Raw genomic sequence first — 15,725 nt, forward strand, 5'->3', positions numbered from 1 at the left:
GCCATCTGTGGCCAATGACGACGCAAACCCGATCTATTTAGGGTCCACCACCTTGCGGTGTGGCGCCATCTACGGCACGTTGCCGTACATCCAACAGCCAAGCTGACCTGGCCCAACTTGACCCACCAAAATGGCACCGATCAATCACGCGCTCCCACGACCAAACTACAAGATGGCTGAGAAGCTGTTGAAGCCCTCGGCGCTGAAAAGGGCCGCATTGTCTGTCCTTCTTTCGCTTGTTGTTTGCTTGCGCCCGGCAGCAGGCATGCAGCCATGCCCCAGCGAGAAAGAGCTTCTTGCGAAGGCGCGGATTGTGGTCGAGGCGCGCGTGAAGTCGTTTTTGATCAACGACTCCGGTTTGCTCCTTGGCGAGGGGATACCCACGAGAATGATACGTGCAGATTTGGAGATTAAGAGGGTCATCAAAGGTGAGTACTCCGCAAAGGAGGCAATCCTATACGGATCAGTCTTTGCCCCCGGACCGATCAGGGAACTGGCCGTTATGGCGGCCATCTTCGGATCAGGTGACGAAGATACTTTCGAGGTGGAGCTGTTCCGCCACGAGTTAGACGATTCCGGTGCCGCGCTATTTCTGTTGAATAGCTGTACTTATTGGAAATTTCCAGATTTCATGGTCGATCTGCCATAAAATGCGGCCATGGTGCGCGATGTGCTTGGCAGCTTCGTTCCGGTTCAAAGGCGCACCAGCGCCAAAAGTGGGGCCTGCACACGGCGAGCTTCGTAAGATTGCCGGCTCCGGCGGTGAGAGGCGGCGCGGCCGTCGTCTCCTCTCAAGTGGAGACGATAGCGAAAAACCTGCCGTCGTCGTCCCTCCGGCCCGGAACAAGCAAGTGCTCAGCCGCGCGACGTCATCCACACGCCAACCAGCGTCACCGCGAGCCCCGCGAACATCGCGCCCGTCAGCGGTTCCGAAAACAGCATCCAGGCCCACAGCATCGTCACGGGTGGGCTGAGATAGATCGCAGCACTGACCTTGGCGACCGGGAACAGCCGCAGGCTGGTGTAATAGACGGCGTAGGCGAGGAACGTCGCGATCAGCACCAGCCAGATCATCCCCACCGCGAAATCGCGGGTCATCGGCGGCGCAAGGCTGCCCTGTGTCAAGGCGCACAGGCCGAAGAGAACCGAACCCGTCAGTGTATGGATGCATAGGCTTTGATGGACGGGCATGGCTTGCGTCTTGCGTTTCCGGTGGAGCACCGAGGCGACGGCGAAGATCAGCATCGAACCGACGGTCAGCCCGTAAGCCCAGACCGGGGCGGTGCCGAAACTGAGGCTGTCGAAGGACACGATCAAGACGCCGATGACGGCAATCGCGGTTCCCAGCCATTGCCGTCGGGTCAGCCGTTCGCCGAGGACGGGCTGCGAAAGCGCTGCGATCGCCAGCGGCAACAGGTCGGCGATGAGCGCGACCAGGCCCGTCGGCACCTTCTGCTCGATCGCCAGCGCGAAGCCGCCCAGATACAGAAACACGGCCATGATGCCGAACAGGGCCTGATCCCTGACCGCACGCAGGGTGAGGCGCGGCCCGATCGCCAGGGCGAAGGGCAGAAGGATCAAACCCGAAAGCAGCGTGCGCCAGAAGAGGAGCAGCATGACGCTCGCCTCCTGATTGGCATAGCGGATGCCGACAAAGCCCGAACTCCATCCGATGATCAGCAGTGTGGCGAGGACGGGCCAGAGCAGCGGGTGGCGGTTGGCGGTGGCGGAAGGAAGCGAGATGTCGGTCATCAAGGTCTCTGCAGCGAGGAATACGCTCTACCGATAGGCGGATCGCCTCATCGGCGCACATGACAAATTTGGATGGAAGCATGACATTGCGCAAATGAATGTCATCGGTGGCGTGGTCCGTGATACGGTCTCGCTCGCGAGAAGGAAACGGACATCGCCATGAACGAACTGAACAGTCGCCGCCTCGAGATCGATGCCTTACGGGCGCTTGTCGCAATCCGCCAACATGGGGGCGTTACCAGGGCGGCAGCCGCCCTTGGCCTCTCGCAGTCGGCTGTGAGCCACAAGATCAAAAGACTGGAAGTCAGCCTCGACTGCGAGCTGCTCGTCCGGAAATCGGGAGGGCCGGTGTTTACGGCTGCCGGTGAAGACCTGCTAGATTACGCGGGGCGCATCATCGGGCTGCACGACGAAGCGCTGCTAAGTCTTTCCAAGACACCGCTTGCGGGAAGACTTGCCCTCGGGCTGACCGAAGACACGGCCTGCACTGATCTTGCCCGCATCTTCGGTCGCTTCAAGCGGCTTCATCCGAACGTCGCCGTGCGCACCAAGGTGCGCATGAGCCTGGTGCTTCGCGCCATGCTGGAGCGTGGCGAGCTCGATGCTGCGATCGTTCAGGTCTTTGGCCATGAGGTGCGTCCGACCGACGTGGTTCTCTTCAGGGAAGGTCTCCATTGGGTCAAGCATCCCGAGCTGATGCTCCCTGAGGGCGGGCCGATCCCGTTCCTGTCGTTTCATGACGAGTGCTTCTATCGACAATGGGCGCTCGACATCGGCCAGGACGATGCCGCTCTCGAAACCGTTTTCGAGTGTTCGAGCGCCGCCGGCATCGTCTCCGCGGTCAATGCGGCCATGGGTGTGGCCTTGCTGAGTGACCGCCATATCCGGGGCGAGATGCAGATCATGACCGAGCGCCTGCCGCTACCGCCATCGCTCGCCTATGTCATCAGGCGCGCCCGCAAATCGAGAAACCCGGCGCTCGACAGCCTGGTTCGGGAAATCGAGAGAGACGTCGGCCGCCAGGGAGGGTTGGCGCTCGCTGGTTGATGGCGGTGATGTGCATCACTGCCATCCGCGCCGAAATTTTGCTCATCCGTCAAAATCGCCTTGACGCTTCCGCCGCGCTTCACTAGAAGAATGCGAACCGTACCGTACGGTACTGAATTGGGTGGAGCCAAGTGCAAAGCGTTGCTGCGACAAGAGAGACGAATGCCGGGAACGGCCTGACCGAGCGTCAGGGCGTCGTTCTCGAGGAGGCGTTGCGTCTGCTGGTCGATGGCGGCGAGAAGGCGCTGACGACGGCCGGTGTCGCGCGGGCGGCCAACTGTTCGAAGGAAAGCCTCTACAAGTGGTTCGGCGATCGCGACGGGCTGTTGTCGGCGATGATCGGCTTCCAGGCGAGCAAGGTTCGCACGCTGGATGTGGCCGCAAGCGCGCTCGACGCCGAAAGCCTGAGCCGCCATCTGGTGGTGTTTGCCAAGGATCTGCTCGAAGTCCTCTCCGGCGACGTGTCGCTGGCCTTGAACCGGCTGGCGATCGGCCAGGCGAGCCGCGAAGGCTCCAAGCTCGGCCACATGCTGCAGGAGCGCGGCCGCCGGCAGATCGGGCGGCGCGCTGCCGCACTGCTGGAAGCCGGCCGCAAGGCAGGGCTTCTGGCGTTCGATGATGCCGACGAGGCCTATGGCGCGCTTTACGGGCTGGTCGTTTCCGACTGGCATCTGAAGATGCTGCTCGGCGAAGAAGCCGGCGAGATGAAGAAGGGTTTCGGCCGCAAGGCGGAGCAGGCGGTCAGCGCCTTCCTCACGCTCTACGGCAAGACGGTTTAACGGCGGGGGAAGACCTCACCCGCAGCGCCGCGTGTCGAAGACGCGCAATGGTCGCTGCAGCACTGGAATTGCAGCGCCGCGTGCCGAAGAGGCGCAGTGCTGCAGAACACGGAATTGCTGTATGGCGCATGGACCGATTGCGGTTCAGGCGCCATGCAGCGGAAACAACAGACAACTAACGGGAAGGACCATTCAAATGCGCGTCTATTACGATCGTGATGCCGACATCAACCTCATCAAGTCCAAGAAGGTCGCCATCGTCGGCTACGGCAGCCAGGGCCGCGCCCACGCGCTGAACCTGAAGGATTCCGGCGCCAAGGAAATCCGCGTCGCGCTGAAGCCGGGTTCGGCAACCGCTGCCAAGGTCGAGGCCGATGGCCTTTCCGTTCTCTCGGTCGCTGAAGCTGCCAAGTGGGCAGACCTGATCATGATGGCGACGCCTGACGAACTGCAGGCCGAAATCTACAAGGCCGACATCGCCGGCAACATCCGCGACGGCGCTGCCATCGCATTTGCCCACGGCCTCAACGTTCACTTCGGCCTGATCGAGCCGAAGGCGACGCTCGACGTCGTCATGATCGCGCCGAAGGGCCCGGGCCACACGGTTCGCGGCGAGTACCAGAAGGGCGGCGGCGTTCCCTGCCTCGTTGCTGTTCACCAGGACGCTTCGGGCAACGCCCTTGACCTCGCGCTCTCCTACGCCTGCGGCGTCGGCGGCGGCCGTTCGGGCATCATCGAAACCAACTTCAAGGAAGAGTGCGAAACCGACCTCTTCGGCGAACAGGCCGTTCTGTGCGGCGGTCTCGTCGAGCTCATCCGCGCCGGTTTCGAAACGCTGGTCGAAGGCGGCTACGCGCCGGAGATGGCCTATTTCGAGTGCCTGCACGAGGTGAAGCTGATCGTCGACCTGATCTATGAAGGCGGCATCGCCAACATGAACTACTCGATCTCCAACACGGCAGAGTGGGGCGAATACGTCACCGGCCCGCGGATCATCACGGCAGAAACAAAGGCCGAGATGAAGCGCGTCCTCACCGACATCCAGACCGGCAAGTTCACCTCGGAATGGATGCAGGAATACAAGTCGGGTGCGGCCCGCTTCAAGGGCATCCGCCGCGTCAACGACAACCACCAGATCGAAGAAGTCGGTGCGAAGCTGCGCGGCATGATGCCGTGGATCGGCAAGAACAAGCTGGTCGACAAGGCGAAGAACTAAGCCTTACTGCATCATTCCTTAAATCGGAATCGATTTAAGGAGGAAATTATGCAGCAAGTCCAAAGTGTTACAGCGTCCTTTGCGCGTCATCTTTGACGCGCGGCGCTGTAGCGAACAGTCGAACGAAGGAAGCCGGGGCACATGCTCCGGCTTTTTTCGTTGGAGGCATGGCGTATCCGACGATCGTCGCAGGAACGTCCGCCGGCGGGCGGCTGCGTCTCATAGACGCCATTCTTCTCGCTATTCAACAGAGGTTCCCCACCGGAGGAGAGCCTCGATGAAATCCTACCTGACGGAACTGCGCGGCTTGATCGGACACCGCCTGCTCCTGCTTCCCTCTGTTGCCGCCGTCATTCATGATCCCGCGGGCAATCTGCTTCTGCAGGAAAAATCATCAGGCGAGGGGTGGAGCCTGCCCGCCGGCGCGATCGAGCCCGGCGAGACGCCGCAGGAGACCGTCATTCGAGAGGTGATGGAGGAGACAGGCATGGCAGTCACACCTGCCGTCATTCTGGGCGTCTTCGGCGGGCACGCGTTTCGCTACACCTACCCGAATGGCGACCAGGTCGAATACATCGTCACATTGTTCAGATGCCAAATACTGGAAGACAAGGGGGCGTGGGCAGATTGCGAGACACGATCGCTTGGCTATTTCGCGCGGGATGACATGCCACCGCTCGCGGTCCCTTACCCGATTTCGGCTCTGTTCCCATAGGTATTCAACTGGCGCCATATGATAGGAACCGGGCTCGGGCGATCCACGTCCGGCGCATGCCGGCAAACATCTGTCGCCAAATTCCCGCATTTTGCGATTGCGTTTCGCGGCATGAACCGTCGGAGCTTGCTAGAGCCGGTGAGCCTGTTGTGAAGGTGGGAAATTGTGCGACGGGGCAAGGCCGTCGATGTACTGATCGAGGTGGTTCTTCCACAATGCGGGCTTGAAAAGCAAGGCGTGGCCCATGGGGGCAGCAATGAACGTTCCCTGTCCGCCCGCCGACAGAAATCGTTCAAAATTTCGTCGACAATGCTCTATTCGATAATATTGGTCATAACTGCCGTGCAACCAAAGCGTCGAAATTCCGGCCGTTGCGCCACGCTCGAAGATCATCGGATTTACGATTTCATGGGTGGTGCAACCCCTGCCGAGCCAACCGCCGTTGAAATTGATAGCGCCCCGGAAAGTGGCAGGGCGCATGCCCGCATAGGCTATCGACAAGATGCCGCCGCGCGAAACACCCCCGATGGCAAGCAGGCTTTGATCCACATCGGACCGCCCGTGCAGGTGGCGCGCGACGGCATCCATATCCTCGACAGCCCGTTCGAGTCCGGCAATCGTTATGTCGACATCGCATGAATAGCCGGAGCCGTCGGAAGCCAAACCCTCCCCATAGCTTCCGCCCGATTTTCCTCTCCCTCGGCGTTGCGGAAAAAGGGTCATCCAGCCCCGTTCGGCGAAATAGTTTTCGACGACAGAAGGGCATATCGTCCGTGAAAAAAGGGACCTGTTGTGGCCCCGTCCGGTAGAGCCATGATTGAAAATGATCGTTGGGTAAGGCCCCTCGGTTTGAGGCTTGGCAACAACAATTTCCAATCGGACATCCGGCTCGCTTGAGGGGATGAAAAGCTTCTCAAACTTCATGTGATTTCGCTTCCATTCACGTTCACGCCCGATGTCGGTCTCGCAACAAATCTCAATTAAAGCGGGAGGTTCGCGCTCGAATTTCGTACTGTCGCGAAAATGGGCATTCCGCGACAGTGTGAATCGCTGGCAGATCTTTTCAGCAAGTTAGGCCGTCCGCAATCCGCGTTCGACGCAGTTTCCGAGGCCTCCTTCGGCACGATGAAGAAGGCGCTGGTCAACGGAGGATATGGCGGCAAAGATGAAGGTGTATCTGTCGCGACAGTGAAGACCGCATGGCGGCGCGCGTTGACGCTGACGCCCTTCGCAAGACGAAGGAAGCCGGGGCGTCCGCCCCGGCTTTCCCTTTTGAGCCAATGGCCGTGAAGGCCAGATTTCAGTCCAGACTCTTGGCTTGAAGCAGCAGCGCTTACGCCTTGCTGCAAGAGAATGGTCTTTCGAAGTCTGCATTTCGGGGTGGGCAGTGCGCCCGGTTTGGGCAATGTGCGCCCGGCACCGCCGTTATCGCATGGCTGTGAAGGTGGTAGGCGGTACTTGCAAGGCAGCGGCGATGCGCTGCAGCTTGACGGGATCGGTATCTGCGCCGAGTTCGACCTTGGAAATTTCCGTTTCCGTCAGGCCTGTGGTCACCGACATTTCATCGACAGTGTAGCCGTGGGATTCACGCGAACGCTTTACAGCGGCTCCGATGCTGACGCGAGATACGGTGGCGTCGGTAGCCTTATTCAGATTTTTCTTAAAGGACATGAAGTGTCTCCTTCGTTGGTCCACCGACAAGGAGTTTTGTCGGGTGAAGGGAGCCCGAAAATATCGTGCGACTCGAACAATGAGTGGCGTTCAGGCTTCGCTAATATAGCCAGGGCGATCGTCAAGGCAAGTTGGCCAGAGCGTTTTTGAGTGGATAGAGCGGCGTCACCGGCCAGTAGGGGGGCGGTCAACCCGAGGGAAAATCGTTTGTAAACCTTACGATACAGGCTGCCGGGCGAGACGGGCGCGCCCGAAAAAAAGTGATGCTGAGGGCCCGATCTGGATGGAAAATAGCGCCCGTTCCGACGAAAATGCCACCGGTAAGCGGCTCTACGATCAAAGATTTTCAGATGTCACGGTCAGGAAGCGTACGGGCTCGGTGCTGACCTCAACCTCCATGAGGCCGAGGCTTTTCAAGGTGAGGTCGATCGAGCGCCGGGCCTGGATCTCCGGCGCCTGGTCGAGCACGATCGCCATCAGCCGCTGGCGCAGATAGCGCCGCGTCTGGTCGGTCAGTTCATGGCCGACCCAGAAGATCCTGTCTCTGGCCCTGCCGCTCAACACCTTGGCGACACCCTTGTTGTCGCCGCCAGCGCTGTAGACGCCGATAATGTCGGGGTCGCGGGCAAGGGCCTTGCCCAGAAGCTCCATCGCATCGTGTTCGTCATCGCGGTCGAATATCACTTCGGTGAAGCGGTGCGCCGAACTGCCCCGCTCTGCGAGATAGGTGGAAAAGCCGCGGATGCGCTCCTTGTGGTTCTCGTAGGCGCCGCTGTGGCAAAGCGTGACGAAGGCGCCGGCGCGTGCCGACAGCATCTGCGACATGAAGTGGGCGGCGGTGCGCCCGGCGGCGTAATTGTCGATGCCGACATAGGGCAGTTCCGGTGCGGGACGGGTCATGATCTGGACAACGGGAATACCGAGGCTTGCTGCCTTCCTGACACTCTCGACCACGTCGGGATGATCCGGCGCCACCACGATCAGCGCCGAGCGCCGCAGCTTCGGGTTGGCGATGATACGGGCGAAGTCCGCCGGGTCGTTTTCGCGGGCAAAGGTGCGGTGGACGGCGATGCTGTGGTCGAGCGATGCGGCGATACGCTCGAAGGCCTCGTTCATGCGCGAGTAGAAGCTGGTTTCCGGGCGAACGAGAATGACCTCGATGCGGATGACGCCGCGATGGGGTTCGGGCAGGGTGCGGCCATAGCCGAGTTTTCTGACGGCAAGCAGGACCTTCTCGACCGTTTCCGGCCGCACGCCGCCGCGGCCGTTCAGCACGCGCTCGACCGTGGCCGTGCCGACGCCGGCTGCATCAGCCACATCCTTCAACGTCTTCTTCGCCACCTTCACCTCCAGATCCGCAATGTCAGATCAGCACCCGCGGCGCGCGCGGTCAATGATCAAATTTGATCATCGAAGCATTGGAATCGGGCTGTGGGGCAGGGATATCGTATTGGCAATTCGGGAGGAGACACCGAAGTTCGAAACGATCCCGCGAAGGATCATCCCGCCGCGCTCATGGCCAAGGGATGATGGAGGAGCCCCCATGAAAATCGCACTCGACCCCCATATGCATCGCCACTTGCCGCTGGATCAGCTTTGCCGCAAGGCGGCCGACCTTGGCTACGACCATATCGAGCTATCGCCGCGCGACGATTTTTTGCCCTGGTGGGTGCGCCCGAGGGCGCACAATGAGCGCATCCGTGAATTCAAGAAGGCGCTGGCCGACCACGGCGTCAAGCTCGCATCGCTCTTGCCGATGTACCGCTGGGCAAGCCCGCACGAGGACGAGCGACAGGCGGCGGTGCGCTACTGGAAGGAAGCGATCCGCATCGCCGTCGAGATGGATTGCGACACGATGAATTCGGAGTTCGGTCGCGGGCCTTCACCCGATCGCGGCCATCGCTCCAGCTGCTGCGGCGGGATGCACACACACGAGCACAGCGAAGCCGCCTGGTGGCGCTCGATCGAGGAGCTTGTGCCGGTGTTCGAAAAGGAAGGTGTGACGCTCAACATGGAGCCGCACCCGGAAGACTGGTGCGAGACGCTGCATCCGGCGATCGACATGCTGAAGACCATCGGCTCCGACAACGTCAAATTCCTCTACTGCGCGCCGCATACCTTCTACTTCGGCGACGACATGGCGAAGATGATCCGTGACGCGGGACCGCTGATCAACCACGTGCACGTCGCCGATACCTATAATCACAAGGCTTCCTCGGGCCTGCGCTACATCGTCAACCCGCCGGGCGCCAAGGTGACGATCCACCAGCATATGGACATGTACCAGGGCGAGATCGACTGGGACGTGTTCTTCTCCTCGCTCGCAGACGTCGGCTTCGACGGCATCGTCACGGCCTGCGTTTTCGGCTGGGAGGAAAGGGCCGACCAGTCCGGCCGCTTCATGCGCGCCGAGATCCAGAAATACGTCGACAAATACTGGAAGCGCGGCTGAGCCGAAGCCTGCCAACACCCCATCGATTGAGGAATGAAGCCGTGAGCATCACGATCACGACCGCCCCATGCTGCTGGGGCGTGGACGACGTCAACAATCCCAACCTGCCGGCCTGGAGCCGCGTATTCGACGAGGCGGCGGCTGCCGGCTATGGCGGGCTTGAGCTCGGGCCATACGGCTATGTTCCGCTCGACGATCGGCTGGTTGCCGCAGCGCTTGCCGAGCGCAACCTCTTCATCGTTGCCGGCACGATCTTCGACGATCTGGTTTCGCCTGACAATCGCGACAGCCTGCTGCGCCAGACCGACGAGATCTGCGCCGTGATCACCAGGCTGCCGCAGCCACCACAGGTGGCCGGCCAGAGGTTTGCAACGCCCTATCTGACCGTCATGGACTGGGGGCACGACGAACGGGACTATGCGGCCGGGCATTTCGACCGCGCGCCGCGGCTTTCGGTTGAGGCCTGGGCCGGCATGGTCGCCAGTATCAAGGCGATCGCCGAGCGTGCCGGCACCTATGGCGTGCGCGCCGTGATCCACCCCCATGCCGGCGGCTACATCGAATTTGCCGACGAGATCGAACGGATCGCCCGCGACGTGCCGCAGGAGATCGCCGGCTTCTGCCTCGACACCGGCCACGCCTATTATGCCGGCATGGACCCGGTGGAGACGCTGAGACGTTACGCCGGCCGGCTCGATTACGTCCATTTCAAGGATATCGACCAAGCGGTGTTCAACCGTGTGATGGGCGAAAGGATCCGCTTCTTCGAGGCCTGCGCTCAAGGCGTGATGTGCCCGATCGGACGAGGGGTGCTCGACTATCCCGCCATCAGACAAGTGCTTGCCGACATCGGCTACCACGGCTTCATCACGGTCGAGCAGGAGCGCGACCCGCGAAGCGTTGCGGGCAGCCTCGCCGATGTCAGGGAAAGCCGAGACTACCTCCGCTCGGTCGGCTTCTGAAGTGCGATTCGCACCAGATGGCGGCGCACGCATCTGATTTTGCGCATGTCGTTGCCGCTGGCACCTTGCTGCCCTCGCACGCCATGCCCCTTTGAACAGGAAACGAGACCATGACGGACACGAAGAGAAGGCCGATCCGCTGGGCGATGGTGGGGGGCGGGCGCGGTAGCCAGATCGGCTCGATCCACCGATCGGCAGCGCTCAGAGACAGCATGTTCGAGCTGGTGGCTGGCGCCTTCGATATCGATGCCGAGCGGGGCCGCGCCTTCGGCGTCGACCTTGGCCTCGATGCGGCGCGCAGCTATGCGGACTATATGGCGATGTTTGCCGCCGAGGCCGCGCGGCCCGACGGCATCGAGGCGGTGTCGATCGCCACGCCGAACAACACGCATTTTGCGATCTGCAAGGCGGCGCTGGAGCACGGCCTGCATGTGGTCTGCGAAAAGCCGCTCTGCTTTACTGTGGCAGAAGCGGAGGAATTGAAATCGCTGTCTGCGGCGCGCGGCCGCATCGTCGGCGTCACCTATGGTTATGCCGGCCACCAGATGATCGAGCAGGCCCGCGCCATGGTGCGGCACGGCGATCTCGGGGAGATCCGCATCGTCAACCTGCAGTTTGCCCATGGCTTCCACAGTGCCGCCGTCGAGGAGCAGAACCCGTCGACCCGCTGGCGCGTCGACCCGAAATTTGCAGGACCAAGTTATGTGCTCGGCGATGTCGGGACGCACCCGCTTTACCTCTCCGAGGTGATCCTGCCGCACCTGAAGATCAAGCGGCTGATGTGCGCCCGCCAGAGCTTCGTCAAAAGCCGGGCGCCGCTCGAAGACAACGCGATGACCTTGATGGAATACGACAACGGCGCCATCGCCAACATCTGGTCGAGCGCCGTCAATGCCGGCTCGATGCACGGGCAGAAGGTACGGATCGTCGGCTCGAAGGCCAGCATCGAATGGTGGGACGAGCGGCCGAACCAGCTTTCCTATGAGGTCCAGGGCGAGCCGGTGCGCATCCTCGAGCGCGGCATGGACTATCTCTACCCCGAGGCGCGTATCGACGACCGCATCGGCGGCGGCCATCCGGAAGGCCTGTTCGAGGCCTGGGCCAATCTCTATCGCCGTTTCGGGCTGGTGATCGGCGGTACGCACGCCCTTGCGCCCGAAGGGCTCGAAAATCTCGTCTTTCCCGGTATCGACGCTGGGCTCGAGGGCGTGCGCTGGGTGGCAAACTGCGTGCGCTCGGCGGACGCCGGCGGCATCTGGGTGGATTATCGCTGAGGCTGAGGTCGCTTGCGACCGGGAGGCCTGCGTGTAAAACAAGGCGCAGGCCCGCCTATGTCGATTAGCGAAGCGGCGTGCAACCCTTGACGTGAGGCGCCTTGACGCGGCCTGCCTGAAGGTCGCTCCAGAGCGGCAGCGACGGATCGGGACCGCCCAATGTCGCTTCGAAGGTAGCCCGATCCAGCTTGACCAGGCGCCCGGCCGTGGTGATGCTCACCAGTTCTTTCTTGCTCACCACGGCTATGCTGACATTCATGCGGCAGAAAAACCGCTTGTCGCCGTTCGACGCCACCCAGCCCTGCGAGCCGGCCTTGTTTTTCGTGAGTTTGCTGACCTTATAGCCCTGCTTTTCGAGCTGGGCCAGGGATTCAGCCTTGGCCAGGCCCGGCATGAGGGCAAAGCCGATGACCGCGGCGGCGAGCAATGTCTTGACTGAAATGGACATGAAATTTCAACCCCTGATTATTGTATGCAACCTGCTCTACGTTCCAGCGACGGCGAGCGCAACTTGGATTTGTCGCGTTGCTTAACGCTGAAAACGGCTTGGGCGATTGGTTCTGCGGTCACGCGGCAACGAAGCGAGGGGGTAGGCGGTGGCGACAAGCACGATCGTGACAATGCCGGTTCACTTTCCGCAACGCTGGCGCCTGCGCGCAACCGCTTGACGCGCCTGTTTTTGCCGATCCTGCAGTCCGTCAATCTGTGGTCTTTCGCGCCGACGCTTCCTTGAGGAAATGGCATGTCGTGTTGTTCTTTGCTCCGGCCTTGCCATTCCCGCGAATCCGGCTAAACCGAAATTCCGGCCACCTCAAAGGGAGATGTCATGCCGGATTTTTCCACACTCGCACTTTTTGCCGCCGCCTCGCTGGTGCTGACCGCGACGCCCGGTCCCGATATGCTGCTGATTGCGTCACGCAGCGTCAGCCAGGGGCAAGGGGCGGGGTTTCTCACCTATGCCGGCATTGCGCTTGGCACCTATTGCCATGCGCTTGCCGCAGCGCTGGGGCTGTCGCAGCTGATTGCCACCGTGCCGGTCGCCTATGAGATCGTGCGCTGGGCCGGCTGCGCCTATCTCCTTTATCTCGCTTTCAAGACGCTGCGCGCGCAGGCGTTCGATTTTTCCCCAACCGCCTCGCTGAAGCGGCTGCCGCTTCGGCGCATGTTCGGCGAGGGGCTGCTCACCAACCTGCTCAACCCGAAGATGGCGCTGTTCGTGCTGGCGCTGTTCCCGCAGTTCATCCGGCCGGAAAACGGCGCGATCATCGTGCAGACGCTGGTGCTGGCAACCGTGCTGAACGGCATCGGCTTTATCGTCAACGGAGCAGTGATCCTGCTCGGCGGGCAGATCCGCAGCCGGCTTTCCGCACCAGGCCGGTTCAAGAGGCTGCCGCAATATCTGCTCGCCGGCGTTTTTGCCGGGCTCGCCTGCCGGCTGGCGGTCGGCGCAAGGAACTGATTCACCGCATGCCCGGTTTGGGGCTAGCGCCCGCAATATCCGATCAGGTCGTCCCGAGCCCGATTCCAATGTTGACTCAATCAACAAATCGTTGTTGATTGAGTCAACTTAAGGCTGGATCGCCGCGATGACACTCACTAACGACCACCCCGACGTGGCGGCGCTGCGCGCCTTCAACCGGCTCTATACCAACCGCCTTGGCCTGTTGAACGCCCATCTCGACCAGAGTCCCTTCACGCTCACCGAAGCGCGCATCCTCTATGAGCTTGCCCATCGCGACGAGCAGACCGCGGCCGACCTCATGCGGACGCTTCAAGTGGATCGTGCCCAGCTGAGCCGCACGCTGAAGCGGTTTGCCGATCGTGGGCTGGTCGAGAAGTCCGAGCATCCGGAGGGGGGCCGCCGCCAGCCGATCTCGCTCACCCCCGTCGGGCGCACGACCTTCGCGGCGCTGGAGCAGAACACCTGCACGGCCATCGGCGCGCTACTCGATACCTTGGCCCCCACCGAGCGCAGGCGGCTGATCGCGGCCACCGGCATCGTCAGTGAAGTCCTGGGGGAAAAGGCAGGCGGGGCGCTGCTGCTGCGCGATCTGAAGCCGGGCGATCTCGGCTGGATCATCCACCGCCAGACTGTGCTGTATGTTCAGGAATATGGCTGGAACGAGGAGTATGAGGCGCTTGCGGCGGGCATCCTTGCGGATTTCGTCAAATCCTTCGACCCGGCCCGCGAGGCCGCCTGGATTGCCGAGATCGACGGGCGGATCGTCGGTTCGATCTTCCTCGTTGAAAGCGACAAGTCCGGCGTCGCCAAGCTCAGGTTGCTCTACGTGGAGCCGGATACGCGCGGCCGCGGCGTCGGGGCGGCGCTCGTTGCCGCCTGCATCGAGCGCGCCCGCGCGGTCGGCTACGAGACGCTCGTGCTGTGGACCAACAGCGTGCTGACCTCCGCCCGCCGTATCTACGAGCGCGCCGGCTTCACGCTGACCGAGGAAGCCCCGCACCATTCCTTCGGCAAGGATCTGGTGGGCCAGACCTGGTCGCTCGACCTCGGGCAGGCGTGAAACGGCAAGCGGCTCGCAGCCGATATCCGGCTGCCGTCCTTTGGCGCCAGACGGTTCCGATCCCTCGATCCGCAGGGAGGATTGGCGGTACGTTCCGAACCGGCGGTAGGCCCTTTCGGGGGGCAGGCGATGGCCTATCCGGTCGCAACCGCCTTTACCGGATCGACCCGCCGGATGGTGCTGCGCATTGGCAACGAAAGCGCCTCTGTGCGAGGCGCGGACCCGCCGGGGTGAGGGCGAACACGCCGGAATACGCGTTTGATGGGTTGAGATGGCGCCGGGCAAGGGTTATCTGGTGCCAACCACTGACGCCCCTCGGGCGGACACCCATCGAAAAACCACAAGGCGCATCCCGGCATGACCCCAGATTTCCTCGTCACCCATTCCGGTGGCTTCCATGCCGATGAGCTGATGTCGAGCGTCATCCTGACCCGACTGTTCCCCGACGCGAAGATCGTGCGCAGCCGCGCGCCGGAGTGGATCACGCCCGGTGGCGACCGCATCATCTACGACGTCGGCGGCGCCTATGATGCCGAAACCCGGATTTTCGATCACCACCAGCGCGGCGCGCCGCTGCGTGACGACGGCCAGCCTTACAGCTCGTTCGGCCTGATCTGGAAGCATTATGGCCGCGACTATCTCGTGGCCTCCAATGTCCCGCAAGAGCATGTCGAGGCGGTGCACGCCTCCTTCGACCGGAGCTTCGTGCTGCCGGTCGATCTGGTCGACAATGGCGCGCTCAGCCCTTCCGTCGCTGGGCCGCTCGCCAGCCTGACGCTGCCGGCGCTGCTTGAATCCCTGAAGCCTGTCTTCGACGAGACCGATCCCGGCGCCGATGACCGCGCCTTCCATTCGGCACTCGCGATTGCCCGCAGCTTCGTCGAGGCCAGCATCGGCCGCAGCGCCGCAAAACTGCGCGCGGAAGCCGTCGTGCACCAGGCGATCGTTGCGACCGGCGAGGGCCGCGTGCTGGAGCTTCCGATGGGCATGCCGTTCCGCCCCGCCATCGTCAAAGCCGGCGCCGATCACCTGCTGTTCGTCGTCCACCCGCGAGACAAGGACTGGTGCCTGACCGGCATCCGCCGCGCCGACGAAGGTTTTGAGCTGCGCGCCGACCTGCCGGCCGCCTGGGCCGGCCTCACCAACGACGCGCTCGAGGCCGCCTGCGGCGTCGCGGGCGCCACCTTCTGCCACAACGGCCGCTTCATCGCCGCCGCCAGGACGCGCGAGGCGGCACTGGCGATGGCAGAACTGGCGGTGGCGGAGGCTGTTGCCGTCGAGCCCGCTTGACGAAGATGACGTTGCTTCACCAGATGAGGCCCCGAAGCGCAAAGG

Annotated in this window: 17 protein-coding genes; 12 read left to right on the top strand and 5 right to left on the bottom strand. The window is 62.3% G+C overall.

Features of this window, described 5'->3' with window-relative positions; genetic code table 11:
• The first annotated feature begins 172 nt into the window (after positions 1 to 172).
• Complete coding sequence (locus BLJAPNOD_RS11145; protein WP_199565930.1) at positions 173 to 649, top strand: hypothetical protein; 477 nt, start codon at positions 173 to 175, stop codon at positions 647 to 649.
• A gap of 206 nt (positions 650 to 855) precedes the next feature.
• On the opposite strand, the gene BLJAPNOD_RS11150 is transcribed toward BLJAPNOD_RS11145, so the two are convergent.
• On the bottom strand, positions 856 to 1,752 hold the full coding sequence (locus BLJAPNOD_RS11150) for a DMT family transporter (RefSeq protein WP_115419849.1): 897 nt from the start codon (positions 1,750 to 1,752) through the stop codon (positions 856 to 858).
• A gap of 159 nt (positions 1,753 to 1,911) precedes the next feature.
• Here BLJAPNOD_RS11150 and BLJAPNOD_RS11155 point away from each other — a divergent pair, with 159 nt between their 5' ends.
• From BLJAPNOD_RS11155 to BLJAPNOD_RS11170, 4 genes are all read left to right on the top strand, one after another.
• The gene (locus BLJAPNOD_RS11155) at positions 1,912 to 2,799 is read left to right on the top strand and encodes a LysR family transcriptional regulator (protein WP_115419850.1); all 888 of its coding nucleotides are present in this window, start codon (positions 1,912 to 1,914) and stop codon (positions 2,797 to 2,799) included.
• Positions 2,800 to 2,930: 131 nt separating this feature from the next.
• Entirely contained in the window at positions 2,931 to 3,578 is a 648-nt protein-coding gene (locus BLJAPNOD_RS11160; RefSeq protein WP_077505828.1) for a TetR/AcrR family transcriptional regulator C-terminal domain-containing protein, read from the top strand.
• A gap of 196 nt (positions 3,579 to 3,774) precedes the next feature.
• Positions 3,775 to 4,794 carry a ketol-acid reductoisomerase gene (gene ilvC, locus BLJAPNOD_RS11165; protein WP_077505830.1) on the top strand — a complete coding sequence of 340 codons (1,020 nt, stop codon included), beginning with the start codon at positions 3,775 to 3,777 and terminating at the stop codon, positions 4,792 to 4,794.
• Between the two features lie 277 nt (positions 4,795 to 5,071).
• Positions 5,072 to 5,509 carry an NUDIX domain-containing protein gene (locus tag BLJAPNOD_RS11170; protein ID WP_115419851.1) on the top strand — a complete coding sequence of 146 codons (438 nt, stop codon included), beginning with the start codon at positions 5,072 to 5,074 and terminating at the stop codon, positions 5,507 to 5,509.
• 129 nt (positions 5,510 to 5,638) lie between these two features.
• On the opposite strand, the gene BLJAPNOD_RS11175 is transcribed toward BLJAPNOD_RS11170, so the two are convergent.
• The 3 genes from BLJAPNOD_RS11175 to BLJAPNOD_RS11185 form a co-directional block, all read right to left on the bottom strand.
• The gene (locus BLJAPNOD_RS11175) at positions 5,639 to 6,433 is read right to left on the bottom strand and encodes a prolyl oligopeptidase family serine peptidase (protein WP_115419852.1); all 795 of its coding nucleotides are present in this window, start codon (positions 6,431 to 6,433) and stop codon (positions 5,639 to 5,641) included.
• Between the two features lie 501 nt (positions 6,434 to 6,934).
• Positions 6,935 to 7,180 carry a helix-turn-helix domain-containing protein gene (locus tag BLJAPNOD_RS11180; RefSeq protein WP_077505834.1) on the bottom strand — a complete coding sequence of 82 codons (246 nt, stop codon included), beginning with the start codon at positions 7,178 to 7,180 and terminating at the stop codon, positions 6,935 to 6,937.
• A gap of 336 nt (positions 7,181 to 7,516) precedes the next feature.
• A complete protein-coding gene (locus tag BLJAPNOD_RS11185) occupies positions 7,517 to 8,521 on the bottom strand; it encodes a LacI family DNA-binding transcriptional regulator (RefSeq protein WP_115419853.1) in 1,005 nt (334 codons plus the stop codon).
• 202 nt (positions 8,522 to 8,723) lie between these two features.
• Here BLJAPNOD_RS11185 and BLJAPNOD_RS11190 point away from each other — a divergent pair, with 202 nt between their 5' ends.
• The 3 genes from BLJAPNOD_RS11190 (at position 8,724) to BLJAPNOD_RS11200 (ending at position 11,868) form a co-directional block, all read left to right on the top strand.
• On the top strand, positions 8,724 to 9,632 hold the full coding sequence (locus BLJAPNOD_RS11190; protein WP_115419854.1) for a sugar phosphate isomerase/epimerase: 909 nt from the start codon (positions 8,724 to 8,726) through the stop codon (positions 9,630 to 9,632).
• 41 nt (positions 9,633 to 9,673) lie between these two features.
• Positions 9,674 to 10,594: a TIM barrel protein gene (locus BLJAPNOD_RS11195; RefSeq protein ID WP_115419855.1), complete on the top strand. Its 921-nt coding sequence runs from the start codon at positions 9,674 to 9,676 to the stop codon at positions 10,592 to 10,594.
• A gap of 110 nt (positions 10,595 to 10,704) precedes the next feature.
• Positions 10,705 to 11,868, top strand: a complete 1,164-nt coding sequence (locus BLJAPNOD_RS11200; protein ID WP_115419856.1) for a Gfo/Idh/MocA family oxidoreductase — start codon at positions 10,705 to 10,707, stop codon at positions 11,866 to 11,868.
• A gap of 64 nt (positions 11,869 to 11,932) precedes the next feature.
• Here BLJAPNOD_RS11200 and BLJAPNOD_RS11205 read toward each other — a convergent pair whose 3' ends face one another.
• Complete coding sequence (locus BLJAPNOD_RS11205) at positions 11,933 to 12,316, bottom strand: hypothetical protein (RefSeq protein ID WP_115419857.1); 384 nt, start codon at positions 12,314 to 12,316, stop codon at positions 11,933 to 11,935.
• Positions 12,317 to 12,340: 24 nt separating this feature from the next.
• On the opposite strand from BLJAPNOD_RS11205, the gene BLJAPNOD_RS11210 reads away from it, so the two are divergent.
• The 4 genes from BLJAPNOD_RS11210 (at position 12,341) to BLJAPNOD_RS11225 (ending at position 15,680) form a co-directional block, all read left to right on the top strand.
• Positions 12,341 to 12,601, top strand: a complete 261-nt coding sequence (locus BLJAPNOD_RS11210) for a hypothetical protein (protein WP_115419858.1) — start codon at positions 12,341 to 12,343, stop codon at positions 12,599 to 12,601.
• Positions 12,602 to 12,694: 93 nt separating this feature from the next.
• Positions 12,695 to 13,327, top strand: a complete 633-nt coding sequence (locus BLJAPNOD_RS11215; RefSeq protein ID WP_115419859.1) for a LysE family translocator — start codon at positions 12,695 to 12,697, stop codon at positions 13,325 to 13,327.
• Between the two features lie 127 nt (positions 13,328 to 13,454).
• Positions 13,455 to 14,390, top strand: a complete 936-nt coding sequence (locus BLJAPNOD_RS11220) for a helix-turn-helix domain-containing GNAT family N-acetyltransferase (protein WP_115419860.1) — start codon at positions 13,455 to 13,457, stop codon at positions 14,388 to 14,390.
• Between the two features lie 357 nt (positions 14,391 to 14,747).
• Positions 14,748 to 15,680, top strand: coding sequence for an MYG1 family protein (locus BLJAPNOD_RS11225; protein WP_115419861.1), 933 nt, complete (start codon positions 14,748 to 14,750; stop codon positions 15,678 to 15,680).
• Positions 15,681 to 15,725: the final 45 nt, after the last annotated feature.

It is taken from the genome of Ensifer sp. M14, assembly GCF_003355565.1.
Classification (GTDB): Bacteria; Pseudomonadota; Alphaproteobacteria; order Rhizobiales; family Rhizobiaceae; genus Ensifer.